We start from the raw sequence: 21,912 nt of genomic DNA on the forward strand, positions 1-21,912 counted from the left end.
ATGCTTTACCCTGCAGATCTTAATTTGTACTAATTAAAATCCTTTAAAATTATGAAAAGAAAATTACTGTACCTAATCGAAATGGTATCGAAAAACCTATTGTACGGGCTGGTTCTTCAATGTTTGTTTATGACTACATTGATGGCACATGAGATTCACGCGCAAATCAAGCCCATTGACGAGTCCTATATCCGGCTGAATAAGGCGGAATGGGGGCTCGAGGAAATCTTCCAGGCAGTGGAAGGTAAGACTGATTATCAGTTCGTATTTCCCGAAGAAATTTTGACGAATACGGCCCGGCTTCAGTTAAAGAGTAAACGGCAATCGGTGAATGAGCTGCTGTTGGATATAGCCTTGGGGGCCAATCTGAAATTCAAGCAGGTAGACAACTCCATCTACGTGGCTAGGGGGAATCAAACCCCCGAAGAACCCATTGAAATTTTGATAGAAAACCGTCCGATCACCGGGAAAGTGATAGACTCTAACGGAGAGGGGATTCCTGGAGTAACTGTATTGGTGGAAGGTACTACCTCCGGTACCGCCACCAATATTGATGGGGAATTTACGATCAATGTGCCCGATGGGGGCGTGTTGGTTTTTTCATTTATCGGATACGAATCCCAAAGGGTGGAAGTGGGAAATCAAACTTCCTTAAACATAACTTTAATGGAAGACCAATCTTCCCTAGAGGAAGTGGTAGTGGTTGGTTATGGAACTCAGAAAAAAAGTGATTTGACAGGTTCCATTTCTTCCATCAAGGGAGATGCAGTTAAGGAGTTCCCGATTACCTCAATTGACCAGGCCATTCAGGGAAGGGCTGCCGGTGTACAGGTAACTCAGGCCTCAGCAGCTCCGGGGGGCGGAGTATCAGTGAGGATTAGGGGTTCCAATTCCATTAATTCAGGTAGCGAACCACTTTATGTCATTGATGGGTTCCCCATTTATCCAGACAATAGTGCTTATGGGGTAGGAGGTAGCCGTCAGCCCTCCAATGTCATGGCCACAATTAATCCCAATGATATTGAATCCATTGAAATTTTAAAGGATGCTTCAGCTACTTCAATTTACGGTTCCAGGGGATCTAATGGTGTGGTATTAATCACAACGAAGCGGGGAAAATCCGGTGAAAGTAGAATTGACTACGAAGCTTCAATGTCTGTTCAAAATATTTCCAATCCCATCGGAGTTTTGAATGGCAAGGATTATGCCACCTACCTGAATACCATGGAACAAAGTCAGGGTGGTGCTCCTATCTATACCCAGTCTGAAATTGAAGCTATCGGTGAAGGAACCAATTGGTTGGATGAAATCACAAGAACAGGTTTGATCAGTAGCCACCAGTTGAGTTTTACAGGAGGTAATGAAAAAACCCAATATGCGGTGGTTGGAAATTACTTTGATAATGAAGGGATCATAGAAAACACCGATTTTAAAAGGTATGGTATCAGACTTAATCTTGATAATAAAGCCTTAAATGATCGATTGACTATCAATTCAAGTTGGTCAATTAACAGGACCCAGTCCAATAATGCTCCTACGGACAGGGGAGGACCGGGGGGAATCATAATTACCGCTTTAGGTTTGGATCCAACTGTTCCAGTAAGAAACGAGGATGGGACCTATGCTTTGGCTTCCTATGATGGCAGGTTTTTAACCAATCCTTTGCAGGAGTTGCAATATGTAACCGATCGGGACATTAATAATAGAATTTTGGGTAATACGAGCCTTACATATAAAATTTCTGAGGGTCTTAATTTTAAAACGAGCATAGGGGCAGATATACTTTCAGCTGGCAGAACTACCTTTTTTCCCAATGAAAATTCCAGATTGGGGAGGGACAGAGCTGGTGAATTGACCAAAGCAAACAGAAACTCCTTAAACATCCTGAACGAGAATATTCTTTCATATACCAATCAACTTGATGAAGACCACCGATTGGATATTGTAGCAGGATATACCTTTCAGAAGGAAGTGAATGAAGGCATGTCCGCTACCAATAGGGGCTTATCCGCAAGCCATGTGGATCAGGCAACTTTGGGAGGCGGAACGGACATCCAAATACCATCCTCAAACCGGAGAGAATGGCTTTTGAAATCTTTTTTAGGGAGGATCAACTATAACCTAATGGAAAAATACCTGCTTACATTTTCTTTTAGAAGGGATGGATCCTCCAGGTTTGGAGCAGCCAATAAATGGGCCAACTTCCCATCGGTTGCGGGTGCCTGGCGTTTGGTAGAGGAGGGTTTTTTCCAAAGCAGTTCCTTATCGAATGTCGTCAGTGATTTGAAAATCAGGACCAGCTGGGGAATAACCGGAAATTCAGAAATTCCAGTATATAACTCCCAAGCCAATTTAAGTGAATATAATTATGTATTTGGAGGGAATTTGGTACTTGGTCTGGCCGACGCCAGATTATCCAACCCCGGCCTAAAGTGGGAAACCACTACCATGTATAATTTGGGACTTGACTTTTCCTTTATGGAAAACCGTTTGAACCTGACCACAGAGTATTTCCACAACAACACGGAGGACCTGCTTTTGTTTGTTACCATACCGAGTAGTCTGGGCTTTGATTCAATTTTGAAAAATTCCGGTTCTTTGGAAAACAGGGGGTTAGAATTTTCCTTGAATTATGTAGCGATCAACCGTGCAGATTTCCGATGGGACATAACGGGTAATGTTTCATTTCTGAGAAATAAGATTACTGATTTGGGAAGCAGCACTCCTTTCTTTTCTGGTTCCACTAGTTCGGGGCATCTAGGTATTCCGGGAAGCTGGGTAGAGGATGGAAACCCTATAGGGGTTTGGAGAGGTTACCATTTTGTGGGTTTATTTCAATCCCAGGAAGAGATCGACAATAACCCCTCCCGATCGGGGGATAAACCAGGTTATCCTAGATACAGGGATGCCAATGATGACGGAACCATCACCCCTGAAGATTTCGCCATCATGGGAGATCCCAATCCCGATTTTACATGGGGGTTGACTACAACCCTTAATTATAAAAAAATAGATTTCAACTTGTTTATCAGGGGAGTTCATGGAAATGATATTAGAAATCTTCAACAGTCTGAACTGGGCGACGGTGTTCAGAAAATCAACCAAATAGCCAATATTCTGGAAGATTCATGGACTCCAGAAAACCGGAATGCCAGCAGGCCGGTAATTGACGGCAACCGGGATTTTGCCAATTCTTACCGGGCCTCTGATTATTTTATTGAAGATGGAAGCTTTATAAGGGTGCAGAATGTATCGATTGGTTATACCCTGCCGGTAACCAAATTTGTTCGAAACGCCAGGTTTTTTATCAGTGCCCAAAACCCAGTCCTGTTTACCAAATACAAGGGCTTTGATCCGGAGGTGAATAATCTGGGACAGAATAATCTCAACAGAGGAGATGATTACGATGCTTATCCACGCTCCAAAACGTATACCGTTGGCGTCAATATTGGACTTTAATTAGAAATGATCATGAAAAATTTATACAATAAAACAATAATTATCATGGGCTGTTTTTTTGCCCTGATGCTAATGGCCTGCGAAGAATTGGAGGAAAATCCGGATTTTATCACTAGGGATAATTTTTTCTCCACAGCCGAACAGATGGAATTGGGGGTAAATGCAATATATGATGGGATAGGAAGAGGAAGAGATGGCTGGAATCACTTTTACAACAGGTTTGTGTTTGAATGCAGGGTAGGTTACCAAGTGGGGTGGGAAAAAGGACCTTCTGATTTCCAAAATGGAAGTGTGACATCCACTGATGTATACATCGCCACTTACTGGAGAATTTCATATGAGAACATCAACAGGGCAAATGCACTGATAGAGAAAGCGGATGAATTGCAGGAAGCAGGGATTCCCAACCAGGGTTTGTTGGAAAGAGTAAAAGCAGAAGCCATGTTTCTACGGGCTTTTTATTATTTTAACCTGATCCGGTATTTCGATGATGTGCCTTATACGGATAGGATGACGGTCAATGATGAGGATTTGCCTTCCAATCAGGATGGCAAACGTAATGTCCTTGACTTGATTGAAAGGGATTTGACATTTGCTGCCGATGTATTACCTGGAATTTATTCAGCTGACAATTTGGGAAGGGCTACCAAGTGGGCTGCGATGGCCCTACAGGTAAAAGCCTACTTGCTGGATGAAAAATGGGTGGATGCTAAAAATACTGCGGAAACCATCATGGAAGAGGGAGGTTTTACGCTATTCGAGGATTTTGCCCATAATTTTGATGTAGCGCATGAAAATTCAGGAGAAAGGATATTTGAAGCCCAGGTTTCAGCATCCGCAGGAATTAGTGAAAACCACAATCATCATTCTCATTTTGTTCCTGCTGACCTTCCCAATAGTATTGGGGGACAGGGATGGCATTGGTTAAACGGTACACAAGCATTTAGAATGAAATATGATCCGGATGATAAACGAATTCCTGGCACCTTTATCAGTGAGTACCCCAGCAACCGTGTGGGTATGAACGATGAAGGAGAATACCCAATAGTGAAGTGGAGTGGCAATACTTCCTATAATTTGAGCCGGTTTGGAGGCTTGGTTTCTGCAGGCGCAGACCCCAATGATCCAGAGACTTTGGTGTATTCCAACGCCTGGACTTCAAAATGGGTGCAAATCGGTATTGCAAATCCTTCCCTTACTGAAAAAAATATTGTATATCTCCGATACGCTGATGTCCTTTTGGGTCATTCTGAAGCGGCAAATGAAAGTGGGACAGGGGATCCTTATTTTGGGATTAACGAGGTAAGAAACAGAGCTGGATTACCCCTTCTTTCCAATTTGGACCAATCTCAATTGAGAGATGCCATTGTAGAAGAAAGGGTATTGGAGTTTGCTTTTGAACAGGAAACCTATGCAGAGTTGAAAAGAAAAAGTACGTATGGAGGCGAACAGGATTATCTTGGTGATTATATACAGGAATTCATAGATACTTATGATGTGGACAGACAATTGTCCCCAGAAGACTATGTGCTGCCAATACCCTTGAATGAAATTCTGGGTAATCCTAATGTCGAACAGCATTTGGACTATTAAACTGATATGGGAAGAAAACTTCTAAAAAATTGACCAAATTATGAGAATTGAAATTTCAAAATCCAGATGACAATTAAAAAGATAACGACCCTAGTAGGTGTAATTTCAGTAGCCCCAAGTAAGCCATTTCTTGCAGTGCAACTTGGGGGGTATGAGACGGTAACGTAGGGTATTAGCTGCCAGTAAGCTAATCTCAACAATAAAACCGTCTTTTTCATAATTCTAGTGTCCATTATTCGTGAACTCTAAATACTTTCATGGATAGCCCCTTACCAAGTTCACATCCCCAACTGAAAGAGTTATAGGTTACTTGGTAGGGAAGTACTTGTAATTATGCCCAACTCTTTTGTTTTAAGTCTTTATTTTCGGGAATAAAATAGAATGCATTTGATATGCCAAAGGAGGGAGAATCAGTTTTCCCTCCTTTGTTTTTTTTATTAAATTAAAGCAATCTTTAATTTAATTCAGGTTATTATTAACCTGAGTATTTTTAATAAATTTCGCAAAATAAAATGATTCGACGTTGTGTTAGATATTCAAATAATTAATTAGGGTCTGCTTAGAAAACAAAAAAATGCGATGATATCATACCTTAAAAAAAATTAAAACCAGCATTAATCGCCCAGAAGCAACGGTTGGAGTAATAAAAATTCCATTCTTTAAAATAAAAAATCATGAAATCGACACGATTAAAATTATCATTAAACACACAGGGCAATGATTATTTTAATCGTCAAAGATTCCATCTGACCATTAAAAATCAAATTATAAACAGATGAAAAATTACTTATTGACCTTATGTTTTGTTTTTTCTTTCCTGACCCTTCCACCGGTTCAGGCGCAAAACCAATCTTTTGATATCGTTATTTACGGAGGCACTTCCGCCGGAGTAGCAGCTGCTATCCAAAGCTCCCGCATGGGCAAATCTGTAGTCCTCATCGAGCCTTCTGCTCATGTGGGGGGGCTGACCACCGGAGGACTGGGAGCCACCGATATTGGAAACAAGCAAGCCATTGGAGGAATTTCCAGGGAGTTTTATCAGGGGATCAAAAGCTACTACGACAATCCGGACAACTGGAACTGGCAGGCGCGGTCCGACTATTTTACCCGTCCGGATCAGGGAAGGTCCAAAGAAGGAGAAGATGCCATGTGGACCTTTGAGCCCTCCGCTGCCAAAGCGGTTTATGAGCAAATGATGGCTGCCGAAAAAATCACCCTTGTCACCGGTAAGCGCCTGGATCGTTCCGCCGGGGTAAAAAGCCAAAATAACCGGATCAGCTCCATCACCATGGAAAGTGGGGAAACCTTTTCAGGCAAAGTCTTTATGGATGCCACCTATGAAGGAGACCTGATGGCAGCAGCAGGGGTGAGTTACATGGTCGGTAGAGAAGCCAACAGCGAATTTGGAGAAACCCTTAATGGTGTTCAGGCCAATTATTACAACCGGACCCTGAAAAACAATGTCTCCCGCAATGCCATTCACCATAATTTCATTCCCGGAGTGGATCCCTATGTGGAGAAAGGAAACCCTTCCAGTGGCTTATTGCCCTTTATCATTGAAGGAGGCCCGGGAATAGATGGTTCGGCTGATGATAAACTTCAGGCCTATTGTTTCCGAATGACCCTGACCGATCATCCGGACAACCGGATTCCTTTTGAAAAGCCCGACAACTACAAAGAACTGGAATACGAGTTGTTGTTCAGAAATTACGAGGCTGCCACCGGACCGCTGGAAGAAATGTATCATTACGGTGATCCCCTGGTACCCTGGATCAATACCCCCATGCCCAACCGAAAGACCGATACCAATAACCAAAAGGGATTTTCTACTGACTTTGTAGGTCAAAATCACGGTTTTGCTGATGCCAGTTATGAAGAGCGGGAGGCCATTGCACAGCGCCACCTGGAATACCAGCAAGGCCTGATGTGGACACTGGCTTACCACCCCCGCATTCCTCAAAAAGTTAGGGATGTGGTATCCAAATGGGGAATGGCAAAGGATGAGTTTGAAGCACGAAACGGATGGACACCCCAACTCTATATCCGTGAAGCAAGGAGAATGCGCAGCGATTATGTGGTCACCCAACGGGATTGTGAAGGACTGGAGCCACCGGTAGAAGATGTGGTGGGTTTGGCGGCCTATGGCATGGATTCCCATATGGTGCAGCGCTACGTGGACCACAATGGCTACGTGCAGAATGAAGGCAACTTTGAAGCCCATGTGCCGGAACCCTACCCGATTCCTTACCGCGCCATTGTACCCAAAAAAGGTGAAAAAGAAAATTTACTCGTTCCCGTTTGCGTAAGTTCCACCCATGTGGCCTTTGGGTCAATCCGGATGGAACCGGTATTTATGGTGTTGGGCCAATCTGCTGCCACGGCCGCCGCACTGGCCATTGACCAAAATATACCGGTGCAAGAAGTACCGTACGGGGATTTGAAAGATAAGCTGCTGAATGATAATCAGATTTTAGCCCATGAATAACACATTGGTTAACCAAATCAGAAGCCATTCCTGACTGGAAGGTGGAGGCAGATAAAACAAGGAATATTGGAAAGGAGAGATTTTATAGGACTTGTATCAACAGGGGGAATAGCTACTTCCGCTTTCCCCTTGTTTTCTACTTTTGGAAATCCGGTAAAATCGGATGATGTAGGTGGAGAAATGAAAGCAGATATAATCGTCGCCGGAGGAGGCTTGGGAGGTTTTGCTGCAACCATGGCCGTTTCCCTTTCAGATCCCATTGGGAGCCCTGCTACCCATTCGGGTGGAAAACCTGATTCCTGCCAGTAAAAATATTGGAACCACCCATATTACCAATGGCTGTTACCGCCTGGCACCAGTAGAATGGAGTATTGGGGAGGCAGTCGGTTTGTTGATTGCATTTGCAAAAAATAAAAAAATATCCCCCAGGAAAGTAAGGGCCAACAGTAAATTATTAACTGAATTTCAAAATTTCATCCGGTCTCAGGGGATCCAAACCCAATGGCCGGAAAATACCTAAACGTTGAACACATGAAGTATGTAACGGATAACACCAGGAGATCATTTATCAAAAAACTCAGTGCCTCTGCCGTGGTGGCCACAGGAGTACCCCTGGCTACTGCCTCTCCAAAAGTGGCCGTTTCAATTTTGGAGAAAGGAAGAAGAAAAAACAGGACGGCCAATGACCGCATTAGGATTGCGGTCATCGGAACCGGTGGCATGGGTATAGGGGATGTGAATACCGCACTCATGGTGGAAGGTGTAGAAGTGGTGGCTGCCTGTGACCTCTACGATGGGAGGCTTGTCCGTGCAAAAGAGCTATGGGGAAAGGACCTGTTTACCACCAAAGATTACCGGGAAATCCTGGAAAGATCCGATGTGGATGCCGTGATCAATGCCACCACAGACCATTGGCACCAAAAAATATGTTTGGATGCCATGGAAAAGAGGAAGCACGTCTATTGTGAAAAACCCATGGTCCAAAAATCCGAAGACGGTCATGCCATCATCGCCATGCAAAAAAAGACCGGTAAGGTATTTCAGGTGGGGAGTCAATACGTAAGTTCCATTATACATGCCAAAGCAAAGGAGCTGATTGCCGCCGGGGAAATTGGAGAGATCAACTTTGCGGAAGCCCAAATCGACAGGCACAGTGCCAGAGGGGCCTGGCAATATACCGTTCCGCTGGATGCTTCTCCCCAGACAGTAGACTGGGATACCTATCTGGGGCAGGCACCTGACCGGCCCTGGGATCCACTCCGGTTTTTTCGGTGGAGAAATTACCGGGATTATGGAACCGGGGTGGCCGGTGACCTGTATGTACACATGCTTTCCATGCTTCACTTTGTAACCGGTTCTAAAGGACCAAACCGCGTAATGGCCACAGGCGGCCTGCGATACTGGAAAGATGGCAGGGATGTACCGGATCTGCATCTGGGATTATTTGACTATCCTGAATCAGCTGAACATCCGGCTTTTAACCTGGCATTAAGAACCAATCTGGTCAGTGGAGGAGGCGATAATTTTCTATTTCGGATTGTAGGGTCGGAGGGGGATATTTCCATCGGCTTTACCGGCCTTACCTTACGCAAAACGCCCTTTCCCAAAGACCCCGGGATGTCCCTCAACAGTTTTCCCGAAGCCATGCAGGAAGCCATAAGAGCAGATCACCATAAAAAATACCCAGCTACAGCCTCTCTGGTAGGCCCCTCCGAGTTTGAATTCAAGGTTCCTTCCGATTACAAGGGAGATCGATACGAACACTTTGTCAATTTCTTTGACTCCATCCGGACGGGAAAACCAGTCGTAGAGGATGCGGTATTCGGACTTCGTGCATCCGGACCCACAGAAGCAGGGAATATCAGTTATTTTGAGAAAAAAATCATGGGCTGGGACCCGGAGAAGATGGAGCTTGTACATCAGGTTTAACCCTTTGGATAGGATTCATTTACCCATACATTTGACTTTATGCAACTAGAGAAATTTATTTATATTGTCCTCATCTTCCTTACCATAAGTGCTTGCGGGTCAGGTGACAGAAAGGAAAAAGAGATGCCGGAGGGAGCCTTTACAGCCAGGCCGGAAGCACCTAACAGGCTGACTGATGCCGAAAAAGCGGAAGGATGGGAGGTATTGTTGGATGGTGTCTCGACTGCCATGCAATTGTCCGGAAAAATTGGCCTGCAGGGTCATGGCGGTCCGGTATGGTTTAAAAATATCAAGATCAGAAAGTTATAACACGAAAATAGTACCCAAAAAACCCCAAATAATGATGAAAATGTTAGATAATTTACGAAATCTTCTCCTGGCCTTTTTTCTGTTGCTGTCTTTTATGGCCTGTAGCCCTACGGAGAATCAGGAAGAAATCACAGATGTAATCGTATACGGAGGTACCTCCGGAGCCGTAACAGCGGCGATTCAGGCTAAGAAGATGGGAAAAACCGTGATTATGGTTTCCCCGGATACCCACCTGGGAGGATTGACCGCTGGCGGCTTGGGTTGGACCGATACGGGAAAGAAGGAAGTGATCGGTGGGCTTTCCAGGGAATTTTACCAGCGAGTATATGACAAATACCAGGAAGAAGATGCCTGGAAATGGGAAGAACGCGCTGATTTTGGAAATCAAGGGCAAGGTACCCCTGCGATCGACGGTGAATTTCGCACCATGTGGATTTTTGAACCCCATGTGGCTGAGGAAGTATACGATGAGTGGGTAGAAGAACTGGGTATTGAAGTATTGCGGGATGAATGGCTCGACAGGGAAAGCGGTGTCACCGTAGAGGAAGGTAAAATTACGGCGATCCGTACCCTTAGTGGGAAAAAGTTCAAAGGCAAAATGTTTATTGACGCCACCTATGAAGGGGACCTGATGGCGGCTGCCGGAGTAAGTTACCATGTAGGCAGGGAAGCCAACAGTGTCTATGATGAAGAATGGAACGGCGTACAGACTGGTGTTTACCACCACAGGCATCATTTCAAAGTGTTGGACCAACCCATTGACCCCTATTGGACAAAGGGAGACCCTTCCTCCGGCTTGTTGCCGCGGATTAGCGCAGAAGACCCGGGTATCAAAGGAGAGGGCGACAACAAAGTACAGGCGTATTGCTTCCGTACTTGCATGTCCAACCATCCGGATAACCGGGTTCCTTTTCCCCGGCCAGAAAATTACGATTCCGCCCAGTATGAGCTCCTGGTCCGCATATTTGATGCCGGCTGGAGGGAATGGTTCGGGAAATTTGACATGATCCCGAATCGCAAAACAGATACCAATAACCATGGTCCCTTCAGTTCGGATAATATTGGCATGAACTACGATTATCCGGAAGCCAGCTATGAACGCAGAAAGGAAATCATCAAAGAGCACGAGGATTATCAAAAGGGACTGCTGTATTTTGTAGCCAATGACCCCAGGGTGCCGAAGGAAACCCAGGAGGAATTTCAGGAATGGGGATTGGCCAAAGATGAGTTTACCGACAATGGCAACTGGCCCCATCAGATTTATGTTAGGGAGGCCCGCCGCATGATTGGTAAATACGTGATGACGGAAAACGAATTGTTGCAAAAGAAACCCACCCCTGAATCGGTAGGAATGGGTTCGTATACCATCGATTCCCACAATATACAGCGGTATGTAGATGAGAACGGTCATGTACACAATGAAGGGGATATTGGTGTTCCGTTGCCACAGCCCTATGAAATTGCTTACGGTTCCCTGGTGCCAAAGAAGGAGGAGATCCAAAACCTGGTGGTTCCTGTGGCTGTTTCAGCAAGCCATATCGCTTTCGGTTCCATCCGGATGGAGCCGGTATTTATGATATTGGGTCAATCCGCCGCTACGGCGGCTGTGATGGCCATGGAGCAGGGAATCCCCGTACAAGACCTTTCCTATGATGATTTGAAGGCAAGATTGCTGGAGGATGGACAAGTCCTTACCTTAGAAGACAGGATAGCATCTAACTAGTGTTTATGGTCCCGCTGAGAAAGCCTTTTTTCTTTCTTTTCCTGAGCCTTCTGTGCTGCATGGGCTGTCAAAAGCCTGTGCAGCAGGAACGCTCCGCAGCTCCCAATGTGGTCATTTTTTTATCAGATGATCAGGGTTGGGGGGATTTGAGTCACAGCGGTAACACCAACCTATCCACGCCAAATATCGATCAGCTGGCGCAAAACGGGCTGAATTTTTACCGCTTTTATGTGGCCCCTGTTTGTTCTCCAACCCGGGCTGAATTGCTAACCGGAAGGTACCACCTGAGGGGAGGGGTTAGTGGCACATCCGCAGGCGCGGAAAGGCTGGATTTGGACGAAACCACTTTTGCTGAGTTGTTCCAACAAGCAGGATATGCTACGGGTGCCTTTGGTAAATGGCACAATGGCACGCAGCATCCCTATCATCCCAATGCGCGGGGCTTTGATTACTTTTATGGCTTTTGTTCCGGCCATTGGGGAGATTATTTCAGTCCTCCACTGGAGGAAAACGGAAAAATGGTACAGGGAGAAGGCTATGTAGTGGATGACTTTACCACAAAGGCCATCGAATTCATTGAAAATAACCGGGAATCCCCATTTCTGGTCTATCTTCCCTACAATACCCCCCATTCACCCATGCAGGTTCCCGACCAATGGTGGGAAAAAGTTGAGACAAGGGAATTGGAAATGGTCTTGCCGGAAGATCGAAATGAAGACCTTCCATTCACCAAGGCAGCCCTTGCTATGTGTGAAAATATAGATTGGAATGTGGGAAGGGTGATGGATAAGTTGAAGGAGCTGGACCTGGAAGAGCATACCATTGTGATTTACCTCAGCGATAATGGCCCCAACAGTTTTCGCTGGAATGGAGACATGAAGGGCAGGAAAGGAGCTACCGATGAGGGTGGTGTTCGCAGCCCCTTTTTTATCCAATGGCCGGGAAGGATTCCTCAGGGAAAGACCATTACAGAGATAGCAGGGGCCATCGACCTCTTGCCGACCCTGGTGGATTTGGCTGGTTTAGAGCCTTCATTCCCTAAGCCACTGGACGGCAAAAGCCTGCTGCCGCTCATGGTGGAGGACAATCCGTCCTGGGAAGAACGGATGATTTTCAGCCATTGGAATGGAAACACCAGTGTCCGTACCCAGCAGTACCGCCTGGACAAGGAGGACCAGCTGTATGATATGGTAAATGATCCGGGACAAACTACGGATATCGCTGGTGAATATCCGGAAATTGCCCAACAGCTTGTTCAGGCGAAAACAAGTTGGGACCAGGAAATGGCTGCGGAGTTGGATGGGAAGGACAGGCCATTTACCCTGGGATACCCGGGAGCCTCCATCACCCAAATGCCCGCCCGGGATGGGATAGCCCATGGTAATGTACAGCGCAGCAACCGGTTTCCCAACGATTCATTTTTCACCAACTGGACCAGTACAACGGATAAAATCACCTGGGATGTGGAAGTCCTGGAAGCCGGTGAATTTGAGGTGCAGCTGTATTACACCTGTAGCGAGCAGAATCTGGGTTCCAGGATACAGTTGGCAGTGGGGGGAAACCAGGTGCAAGCTCGGGTATTGGAGGCGCATGACCCTCCCATACGGGGCATGAAAAACGACCGGGTGGAAAGAATGGAATCCTATGTGAAAGATTTTAAGCCCATGAACCTGGGAAGGATCAAATTGAATAAAGGAAGGTCCGAGATGGTATTAAAAGCCCTGGAGATCCCTGGCGACCAGGTCATGGATGTCAGGCTGCTGCTGTTTAAAAGAATGAATTAACCTAAAACCAAAATCATGAAAAATCCAATTGTATCCCTTTGTTTTGTCTTCCTTTGGCTGACCTTTTCCTGTTCTACTGAAAAGGAACCTGAAGTGGAAAGCTATGATGTGGTGGTATATGGAGCCAATTCAGCCGGAATCATGGCCGCCTACACGGCGAAAACCATGGGGAAATCGGTAGTGCTGATTGAGCCCAGCCAACATTTAGGCGGCTTGACCACCGGCGGATTGGGATATACGGATATTGGTAATAAATATGCCGTAACGGGCTTATCCAGGGATTTTTACCGCAGGCTGGGTGATCATTATGGCAAATTTGAGCAGTGGATTTTTGAACCCAGTGTGGCCAAAAAAACCTTTCAGGATTACCTGGACAGGGCGGGCATAGATGTCCAATATGATTACCGTGTCATAGGTGTCAATAAAGAAGATGGATTTATCCAGGAAATTGAGTTGGAAAAGTCCGGCAATCCTTCCGCTGATCACCGGCAGGTGGCAGGGAAAATGGTAATTGATGCTACCTATGAGGGAGACCTGATGGCTTTGTCAGGGGTAAGTTATGCCATTGGAAGAGAGGCCAATTCCGTGTATGGTGAAACCTATAATGGCGTGCAACTGATGACCGGGCACCAGTTTCCGGATGGCATCGATCCGTACAAAACGCCGGGTGATCCTTCCAGCGGATTGTTGTGGGGTATCAGTGAGGATGAATTGCAGCCTGATGGCTCTGGCGATGATAAGATTCAGGCTTACAATTACCGCATTTGTCTGACCAATGACCCGGCCAACAGGATAGAAATCACCGAGCCTGAGGGCTATGATCCTTCCATGTTTGACTTGCTGGTGCGGCTGTTTGAGGCACAACCCGATCGGCGCAGTCTCGGCAATTATTTTATATGGAGCCACATGCCGAACAACAAAACGGATATCAACAACAGGGGTGGTTTTTCTACGGATATGATAGGCATGAACCACGAATATCCGGAGGCAGATTACGAGCGCAGGCAAGAAATCATCGATGCCCATACCCATTATACCAAATCGCTGCTTTATTTCTACAAGACTGATCCCCGCGTCCCAGAAGAGCTTCAGGAGCAGATCCAGGAATGGGGATATCCCAAAGACGAATACGTAGACAACGACCACTGGACCCCACAGCTTTATGTACGGGAAGTGAGGAGAATGATAGGTGAATATGTGATGACTCAGGCCAATTGTGTAGGAGAAGAAGTGGTGGAGGATGGCATCGGCATGGCGGCCTATACCATGGACTCCCACAATATTCAGCGGATTGTGATCGAAAAGGATGGCAAGAAAATGGTCAAAAATGAAGGAAATGTGGAGATCGGTGGTTTTGGACCCTATCCCATTGCGTATCGCTCCCTTATTCCCAAAAGGGAGGAAGCCAAAAACCTTTTTGTTCCGGCAGCCATGTCAGCCAGTCATATTGCCTTTGGTTCCATCCGTATGGAGCCGGTATTTATGGTGTTGGGTCAGTCGGCCGCCGTGGCGGCCAGTATGGCGATTGACGCAGGACAGGCGGTCCAGGAAGTAGACGTGCCAGCCCTTCAGGAAGAGCTGAAATCCAACCCCCTGGCAGATGGGAGCACGGCAGATATATTGGTAGACAATGACGATGAAGCACAAGTGAGCCTGTCCGGAGATTGGGAAAAGATGAGTAGGGGAGGCTATGGCCCCAGTTTTTTATTTGCAGGCAGTGCAGGCAATAATTCCGCCCGTTTTAGCCCAAGCATTAAAGATGCAGGAAAATACAGCGTATATGTTTATTTTTCCAGGGTAGCCGATGCCAGTTCCCAAACTCATATTGTATTGGGAGATGGATTTGAGGAACACGAAATGGTGATCAGGGAAGAAGATGTCCGGGTGGAGGGGCAGACCTCCGGCGAATGGGTGCACCTGGGAGATTTTGATTTCAAACCCGGTACCGCTCCTTTTGTGGAAGTGTCTAATAAAAACGCCGATGGGAATGTGGTGGCGGATGCGGTGCTGTGGGTGCCGGTGAGGTGATGATATGATGATGCGGTGATGTGATGCTGTCGGAGTACGTTTGCGCTATTCGTTTTTTTACTTGCTTTCTACAGAGGACTTGCGGTTTCGCTTCGAATCAGATTGCTTCGCTGCGCTCGCAATGACGGGTTCTCGTCACTGCGAGTATTAACATTTAAAAAACGCAGAAATCGGGATGACGGTATTTGTTTTTAACTGTTTAAAAATCAACGTGTTAAAAAAAATAAAGAGCGATATCAAATAACCTCCCCCCAGCCCCCTCCTGTTTTCAGGAGGGGGAGACAGGGGGTGGTAAAAATACGTCATCGGTAGGGTGCAGATGGAGTCCAAACGAATGGCCGCATCCGTTCGTCGCACCCGCGACAGTCTGTCGGAGTACGTATCCATCATTCATTTTTGAATGTTACTCTAGAGAGGACTTGCGGTTTCGCTTCGGATCAGATTGCTTCGCTGCGCTCGCAATGACGGGTTCTCGTCACTGCGAGGGTGCGTTTTGAGACAAAAGAGGATCGCATGACTCGTCGCACCCGCGGCAGTCTGTCGGAGTACGTATCCATCATTCATTTTTGAATGTTACTCTACAGAGGACTTGCGGTTTCGCTTCGGATCAGATTACTTCGCTGCGCTCGCAATGACGGTTATTGATGGTGTGATTTGGGGATGGGGTGATGTCTCCTGTTTTAAAAAAACGCAAGCGGTCAATACGACCTGATTTTAAACTGCTTTTTTTGCTCCTGTACGGCATTTCGGAAAGAAGTATCCGTCTCCATGAGGTCGTTTACAGATTGGACGGCATGAATCACGGTGCTGTGATCCCTTCCTCCGAAGTGATATCCGATGGATTTCAGGGAATGGTTGGTAAATTCCTTACTGAAATACATGGCCACCTGCCGGGCGATAACAATTTCTTTTTTTCGCGTCTTGGCCTTTAGATCCTCTACCTTTATGCCGTAAAATTCAGCACAGGATTTCTGAATGTATTCAATGCTAACCTCCGTTTCAATATCCTTCACAATGTTTTTCATAATGGACTTGGCGAGGTCCAGGCTGATTTCAACGCGGTTTAGGGATGCATGTGCGATGAGGGAAATGAGCACACCTTCCAATTCCCGGACATTGGTATCCACGGTATAGGCCAGGTATTCAATGACATTGTTAGGGATGTGGATGCCTTCCGATTGCATTTTTTTCCGGATAATGGCGATCCTCGTTTCAAAATCCGGCATTTGCAAATCAGCCGTCAATCCCCATTTAAAACGGGAAAGCAGCCTTTCTTCCAATCCCATCAGGTCTTTCGGGGAACAATCAGAGGTCATGATGATCTGCCGCTTGTTTTGGTGCAGGTGGTTAAAAATATGGAAAAACATCTCCTGCGTTCTTCCTTTCCCGGCCAGAAATTGAATGTCATCAATGATGAGTACATCCACCTGCATGTAGAAATTGGTGAACGATTTGATATTGCCATCTTTGATGCCATCCATGAATTGGTTCACAAACTTTTCCGAAGATACGTACAATACGAATTTGTCCTCGGGGCCATTTTTGATTTCATTTCCGATGGCCTGCACCAGATGGGTTTTACCCAATCCCACGCCTCCATAGACCATCAGGGGGTTAAAGGAAGTGATCCCGGGTTTATTGGCAACGGCAAATCCAGCCGAACGTGCCAGCCGGTTACAGTCTCCTTCGATAAATGAATTAAAGGTATAGCTGGAGCTGAGGTTAGACTGCAAGGTGGTTTGCTCATCCAGGCTTGACAGATCAAACGGACTGTGAGCCGCTGCCGCCAAGGTCTCTTTTTTCTTTTTGGCGGCGGGATTGCTTACCCCCTGCGGGTAGCTTACCATATAGGGTTGATTGTTCGAGTTTCCCTTGTCTACCACCACGGCATATTCCAGGCGGCCATTGGCTCCAATGACGGTTTTAATGGCCAACTTGAGTACGTCCACATAGTTGTCTTCCAGCCATTCATAAAAAAACTGGCTCGGCACCTGTATGGTGAGAACAGATCCATCGATCCTTGCTGGTTGTATGGGCTTAAACCAGGTAGAAAAACTCTGTTCATTGACATGTTTTTCGATTACCCGCAAACATTCAGTCCATATAGCTATCGCCTCTGAATTCATCAAATCTGTTTTAACCGAGAGTGGAAAAATTGTGTTTACTCCTTTACAAGGGGAAACAAAAATGTGGAAAATTATCTTAAATAAAAAATGGCTTTTTACTTGACTTTTTTACTTTGTGGGAAAGAAGTTGGTTCAGGCGGTTTTTAATTTTTTTTTATTTGAAAAATCAAATTGGGACTTGATTATACCCCCATTTATCCCCGGAACGTTTTTGGTTTGAGAATGATTAAAATGTATTTTTGAACGATAGGCGGCCCGTTTTGCCGATATCTTTTTGAATACGGAACGGTTTCTTTGGCTATTGTTCATTACCTTGGATTCGAAGTGCCTGATGCTAGAACCTTCGCCGACGCATTTATCCTCATGGCTATGAAAAGCATAATCCTTTTATACGATCCAAAAATGGTGGAGGCCGTAGATACCACCATCGTTCCCCGATTTGGCGCGGATCTGAAACTCAAATTACCCTTTACCAATGAATTGACGGTGGAATTGGGGAAGGAGGATTTTGTGGTTACCTATTTGTCAGATGATCAATTGAAGGAATTATTTCCGCTGGCCCTGGAGCAGGACTGGCGAATCGCCCTGCTGCCCCATCCGGAGCTCCTACATGGCAGGCAAGGGTTTGGAGTAGATGACAACCTGGAAGAATGTTTGGATCAGGTGCTGGAAGCTGAAGAGACGGAAAAGGTAGACATGCTTACGCTGAATGGCCGGCCTGTTTTTAATAGTGTCGTGATAGGGGAGTCGCTAAGCCTGATGACAGGGGCTGTGGCCAACAATAGCTGGAGGCGTTTCTGGAAGAAAGTCAGCTATTTTTTCAAGCTATTTTGGGTGGCTGAGTCGCATCCCTATTGCCTGGAAGCACATGAAAAGGAAAAACTGGACACGGCCGCCATCGGGATGGTCATCGTTCAGCATGGTAAGAGCAATTTGCTGAGCCGAAAGGTGCTGGAAGATTCCTATATCAACGATGGAAAGTTGCATGCCATGGTCCTTTCGCCTAAGAGCATTTCCGGTTTATGGTGGTTTGGGTTGGATAGTTTTTTCCGGAAAAAGGGAAAAAGTACACTGCCCCCTTTTGCGGCTCATATTAAAACCTCCTCTCTGTGTATTTCCAGTGAGGAAGCCATCAATTATTCCCTGGATGGAGCGCTTTTGAGCGCAAAAAGACTGGAATTGGAAGTCAAGCCGAAGGCCTTGAAAATGGTCCCCGGGAAATTCCTGGATTTGGAAGGTCAGGGTTCGGATGAAGATATTTTTAAGGTTCGGGTACTTCCCCGGGGCGAGGTGCGGGATGAATTGCTGAAAAGAAAGCTTCCGCTAATCAACCACGCCTCCACCGAGGAGTTTAAGGAATTGTTTTCCAGCTTACGAGCAAGCTCACGTACCAGCAGCAGTTATTTGGTGCTGATGGTATTGTCTACCTTAATTGCCACGCTGGGGCTATTTGGAAACTCCTCTCCGGTGATTATCGGCGCGATGATACTGGCTCCCCTGATGGCTCCCATCATATCTCTGGCCATGGGCGTATTGCGGCAGGATAAAAATTTGATTATCAACAGCTCCAAAGCCATCGGTTGGGGCATGCTCCTCGGGTATCTTTGCGCAATGGTCATCACCTGGCTCACGCCCCTTAACCTTTCAAACGAAGAAATCATGGCCCGGGTCCGACCCAATTTACTGGATCTGGGGATAGCTGTCGGCTCAGGCATTGCCGGCGCCTATGCCAGTGCCAAGGAAGAGATCGCCAAAACGCTGGCGGGAGTGGCCATAGCAGTGGCCCTGGTGCCGCCACTGGCAGTTTCCGGAATAGGCCTGGGCTGGATGGATTGGAGCATCTTTCAGGGAGCGTTATTATTACTAATGACCAACCTGGCCGGTATGGTGATGGCAGCGGCCCTTACCTTTTTGTTGTTGGGGTTTAGCCCGTTCCGCTTGGCCAGAAAAGGAATCGCCTATTCGCTTATCGTCGTTGGCATAGTAAGCCTGCCCTTGTTTTTTGGTTTTATGGACATGGTCCGGGAAAAGGATGTGATTTCCAAACTGGATGGCTACCGGGTAGAAGGGGCGGTCTTACGGGATATTACCGTTCGCGGGATCAAACCCGTTCGGTTGGCGGTGAAAATTGTGGCCGAAAGCAGTTTAAATGAAGACCAGTTGAAAGGCATCAAAAATGAGATCGAACAGTTGCTCGGTGAGGAAGTGGAATTGGAGGTAACCATGGGGGTGACCGTTTTTTAAGAAAATCCGGATGAAGTAGGAGCGAGGGCAAGTAAAGAGGAATCCACTTGTATCCGATAGATGAACTGGGATTAATGGAATACCTGTTGATGGATTGTCTCCGGCTGTTTTGGGTATTTTGGTAATTTATTGATACCTTGATAAGGTATTCATTTAAAAACATAACTAATTCATGAAATCGACACGATTAAAATCATCATTAAACACACAGGGCAATGATTATTTTAATCGTCAAAGATTCCATGTGACCGTTAAAAAGCAAATTACAAACACATGAAAAGAAAAGCAACAGCAATTTGGAAAGGAACAGGCCTGGAGGGTAGCGGAACGCTATCAGCCCCTAGTGGTTTTTTTGATAATTCTCCCTATAGTGCTAAAACCAGATTTGAAAATGAGGATGGTACCAAGGGATCCAATCCGGAAGAAATGATTGCCGCAGCCCATGCAGGTTGTTTCAGTATGGCACTCAGTTTTCAGATTTCAGGAAAAGACTTAACCCCGGAGGAACTGAATACCACGGCGACGGTTTCGCTGGAAAAAGACGATGCCGGATTTTCCATTACCGGAATTGTATTGGATTTGAAAGGCAAGGTTCCGGGTATGGATGAGGCGCAATTTAAGGAGTTGGCCGAAGCGGCCAAAGACAATTGCCCGGTCAGCAAGGCCCTGAGCTCAGTGCCTATTAGCCTGAATATTTCCTTTAGTTCCTGATTTGATCCAGGGAATAATAGTACGTGCCAGGGACCTGTCTCTGGCACTTTTTGTTTAAAATCCGCGGCAACAAGGTATTTGAATTTCAAAAACGCTTTTACATATTGCCTTTCTTCCTAATACCTTTTATAATTACAATGATATAGGGTTCCATTTTTTAATCCATTCCAGGCAAAGGAGCCTTAATCTAAACAAACTATGAATCAACAAATGCGCTTATTGGGATGGCTCACGCTGTGGGGTTTTGGACTGGCAGGACTTGCATTGGTGTATTTTTTTCAGGAAACCTCGGTTTGGGCGCTGCTGGCCGGACATGGGCCGCTTTGGATCCAGGTACTTATCGGACTACTGGCCGGCCTGATTTCAGGATTTTTTGCCAGGTGGCTGATCCTTCGATCATTTTTTGAAAAAGAAAAGATTAAATACCGGAATCTGATAAATCAGTGGTCCTGGACACCTGCAGGGATCGTTTTTATTTCATTTTGTGCCGGTATTGGCGAGGAACTGTTTTTTCGGGCAGGTTTGCAGCCCTTGCTGGGACTGTGGACGACAACCGTACTTTTTGTACTGTTGCACGGGTACCTAAATCCCTTCAATTGGCGGATCAGTGTGTACGGAATCCTAATGGTGGGCCTGATTGCCTTTTTCGGATACTTGTTCCAGCAGGTGGGGATTCTCACGTCCATCCTGGCGCATGCGGCTTTTGATGCGGTGCTTTTGTTTTGGTTGACGGGTGGGGATGGAGGGACTGGGAGACTTAGAGACGAAGAGATGATGAGACACAAACCCTCTCCGCGAAATTTGTAATTTCGTGGGTCAGATAAAGGGGATTTGTAATCTCCGAGAACTGCACGTCAGCAGGATTACAAATCCTGCCTTATCTGGTTTCGGAATTACAAATTCCGAACAGCGTGGCATCTCGCTCCGTGAAATTTGTAATTTCGTGGGTCAGATAAAGGGGATTTGTAATCCCCGAGAAGTGCACGTCAGCAGGATTGCAAATCCTGTGTTATCTGGGTTCGGAATTACAAATTCCGAACAGCGTGGCATCCCGCTCCGCGAAATTTACAATTCCGTGGGTCAGATAAAGGGGATTTGTAATCCCCGAGAAGTGTACGTCAGCAGGATTACAAATCCTGCGTTATCTGGGTTCGGAATTACAAATTCCGAACAGCGGCATCCCGCTCCGCGGAATTTGCAATTCCGTGGGTCAGATAAAGGGGATTTTTAATTTCCGTGAAGTGTACGTCAGCAGGATTACAAATCCTGCGTTATCTGGGTTCGGAATTACAAATTCCGAACAGCGGCATCCCGCTCCGCGGAATTTGCAATTCCGTGGGTCAGATAAAGGGGATTTTTAATTTCCGTGAAGTGTACGTCAGCAGGATTACAAATCCTGCGTTATCTGGGTTCGGAATTACAAATCCCGAACAGCGTGGCATCTCGCTCCGCGGAATTTGTAATTTCGTGGGTCAGATAAAGGGGATTTGTAATCCCCGAGAAGTGCACGTCAGCAGGATT

At 46.2% G+C, this 21,912-nt stretch carries 14 protein-coding genes; 13 read left to right on the plus strand and 1 reads right to left on the minus strand.

Translation table 11 applies throughout. The annotated features are described in order from the left end of the window. Nucleotides 1–51: 51 nt before the first annotated feature. The 10 genes from GJQ68_RS20855 to GJQ68_RS20900 all read left to right on the plus strand — a co-directional run bounded on the left by GJQ68_RS20855 (nucleotide 52) and on the right by GJQ68_RS20900 (nucleotide 15,310). The gene (locus tag GJQ68_RS20855; protein WP_235941826.1) at nucleotides 52–3,459 is read left to right on the plus strand and encodes a SusC/RagA family TonB-linked outer membrane protein; all 3,408 of its coding nucleotides are present in this window, start codon (nucleotides 52–54) and stop codon (nucleotides 3,457–3,459) included. A 12-nt stretch (nucleotides 3,460–3,471) separates the two neighbouring features. Further along, nucleotides 3,472–5,052, plus strand: coding sequence for a RagB/SusD family nutrient uptake outer membrane protein (locus tag GJQ68_RS20860; RefSeq protein WP_162419207.1), 1,581 nt, complete (start codon nucleotides 3,472–3,474; stop codon nucleotides 5,050–5,052). A 775-nt stretch (nucleotides 5,053–5,827) separates the two neighbouring features. Beyond that, complete coding sequence (locus GJQ68_RS20865; protein WP_162419208.1) at nucleotides 5,828–7,537, plus strand: FAD-dependent oxidoreductase; 1,710 nt, start codon at nucleotides 5,828–5,830, stop codon at nucleotides 7,535–7,537. Nucleotides 7,538–7,603: 66 nt separating this feature from the next. Beyond that, the gene (locus GJQ68_RS20870; protein ID WP_162419209.1) at nucleotides 7,604–7,846 is read left to right on the plus strand and encodes a hypothetical protein; all 243 of its coding nucleotides are present in this window, start codon (nucleotides 7,604–7,606) and stop codon (nucleotides 7,844–7,846) included. Then, nucleotides 7,821–8,057, plus strand: a complete 237-nt coding sequence (locus tag GJQ68_RS20875; RefSeq protein WP_163379804.1) for an FAD-dependent oxidoreductase — start codon at nucleotides 7,821–7,823, stop codon at nucleotides 8,055–8,057. Before GJQ68_RS20870 ends, GJQ68_RS20875 begins: the two co-directional genes overlap by 26 nt. An 11-nt stretch (nucleotides 8,058–8,068) precedes the next feature. Next, entirely contained in the window at nucleotides 8,069–9,466 is a 1,398-nt protein-coding gene (locus tag GJQ68_RS20880) for a Gfo/Idh/MocA family protein (RefSeq protein ID WP_162419211.1), read from the plus strand. Nucleotides 9,467–9,505: 39 nt separating this feature from the next. Then, the gene (locus tag GJQ68_RS20885; RefSeq protein ID WP_162419212.1) at nucleotides 9,506–9,775 is read left to right on the plus strand and encodes a family 16 glycoside hydrolase; all 270 of its coding nucleotides are present in this window, start codon (nucleotides 9,506–9,508) and stop codon (nucleotides 9,773–9,775) included. 34 nt (nucleotides 9,776–9,809) lie between these two features. Beyond that, complete coding sequence (locus GJQ68_RS20890; protein ID WP_394351333.1) at nucleotides 9,810–11,498, plus strand: FAD-dependent oxidoreductase; 1,689 nt, start codon at nucleotides 9,810–9,812, stop codon at nucleotides 11,496–11,498. Between the two features lie 5 nt (nucleotides 11,499–11,503). Further along, the gene (locus tag GJQ68_RS20895; RefSeq protein ID WP_202927987.1) at nucleotides 11,504–13,282 is read left to right on the plus strand and encodes an arylsulfatase; all 1,779 of its coding nucleotides are present in this window, start codon (nucleotides 11,504–11,506) and stop codon (nucleotides 13,280–13,282) included. A 15-nt stretch (nucleotides 13,283–13,297) separates the two neighbouring features. Next, entirely contained in the window at nucleotides 13,298–15,310 is a 2,013-nt protein-coding gene (locus tag GJQ68_RS20900) for an FAD-dependent oxidoreductase (RefSeq protein ID WP_162419213.1), read from the plus strand. 698 nt (nucleotides 15,311–16,008) lie between these two features. Here GJQ68_RS20900 and dnaA read toward each other — a convergent pair. Beyond that, nucleotides 16,009–17,436 (minus strand): chromosomal replication initiator protein DnaA, encoded by a 1,428-nt coding sequence (gene dnaA / locus GJQ68_RS20905; RefSeq protein WP_162419214.1) that lies wholly within the window; start codon nucleotides 17,434–17,436, stop codon nucleotides 16,009–16,011. Between the two features lie 369 nt (nucleotides 17,437–17,805). Between dnaA and GJQ68_RS20910 the strand changes: the two genes are divergently transcribed. From GJQ68_RS20910 to GJQ68_RS20920, 3 genes are all read left to right on the plus strand, one after another. Further along, nucleotides 17,806–19,680: a TIGR00341 family protein gene (locus tag GJQ68_RS20910; protein ID WP_162419215.1), complete on the plus strand. Its 1,875-nt coding sequence runs from the start codon at nucleotides 17,806–17,808 to the stop codon at nucleotides 19,678–19,680. A 273-nt stretch (nucleotides 19,681–19,953) separates the two neighbouring features. Next, nucleotides 19,954–20,391, plus strand: a complete 438-nt coding sequence (locus tag GJQ68_RS20915) for an OsmC family protein (RefSeq protein ID WP_162419216.1) — start codon at nucleotides 19,954–19,956, stop codon at nucleotides 20,389–20,391. Nucleotides 20,392–20,589: 198 nt separating this feature from the next. Then, nucleotides 20,590–21,198, plus strand: a complete 609-nt coding sequence (locus tag GJQ68_RS20920) for a CPBP family intramembrane glutamic endopeptidase (RefSeq protein ID WP_162419217.1) — start codon at nucleotides 20,590–20,592, stop codon at nucleotides 21,196–21,198. The last annotated feature ends 714 nt before the right edge of the window (nucleotides 21,199–21,912 follow it).

The organism is Cyclobacterium roseum (assembly GCF_010119225.1).
Lineage (GTDB): Bacteria > Bacteroidota > Bacteroidia > Cytophagales > Cyclobacteriaceae > Cyclobacterium > Cyclobacterium roseum.

Coding starts and splice junctions, on each gene's coding strand:
- GJQ68_RS20855 (WP_235941826.1), top strand. CDS start 52: ATGAAAAGAAAATTACTGTACCTAATCGAAATGGTATCGAAAAACCTA.
- GJQ68_RS20860 (WP_162419207.1), top strand. CDS start 3,472: ATGAAAAATTTATACAATAAAACAATAATTATCATGGGCTGTTTTTTT.
- GJQ68_RS20865 (WP_162419208.1), top strand. CDS start 5,828: ATGAAAAATTACTTATTGACCTTATGTTTTGTTTTTTCTTTCCTGACC.
- GJQ68_RS20880 (WP_162419211.1), top strand. CDS start 8,069: ATGAAGTATGTAACGGATAACACCAGGAGATCATTTATCAAAAAACTC.
- GJQ68_RS20885 (WP_162419212.1), top strand. CDS start 9,506: ATGCAACTAGAGAAATTTATTTATATTGTCCTCATCTTCCTTACCATA.
- GJQ68_RS20890 (WP_394351333.1), top strand. CDS start 9,810: ATGAAAATGTTAGATAATTTACGAAATCTTCTCCTGGCCTTTTTTCTG.
- GJQ68_RS20895 (WP_202927987.1), top strand. CDS start 11,504: ATGGTCCCGCTGAGAAAGCCTTTTTTCTTTCTTTTCCTGAGCCTTCTG.
- GJQ68_RS20900 (WP_162419213.1), top strand. CDS start 13,298: ATGAAAAATCCAATTGTATCCCTTTGTTTTGTCTTCCTTTGGCTGACC.
- dnaA (WP_162419214.1), bottom strand. CDS start 17,436: ATGAATTCAGAGGCGATAGCTATATGGACTGAATGTTTGCGGGTAATC.
- GJQ68_RS20910 (WP_162419215.1), top strand. CDS start 17,806: ATGAAAAGCATAATCCTTTTATACGATCCAAAAATGGTGGAGGCCGTA.
- GJQ68_RS20915 (WP_162419216.1), top strand. CDS start 19,954: ATGAAAAGAAAAGCAACAGCAATTTGGAAAGGAACAGGCCTGGAGGGT.
- GJQ68_RS20920 (WP_162419217.1), top strand. CDS start 20,590: ATGAATCAACAAATGCGCTTATTGGGATGGCTCACGCTGTGGGGTTTT.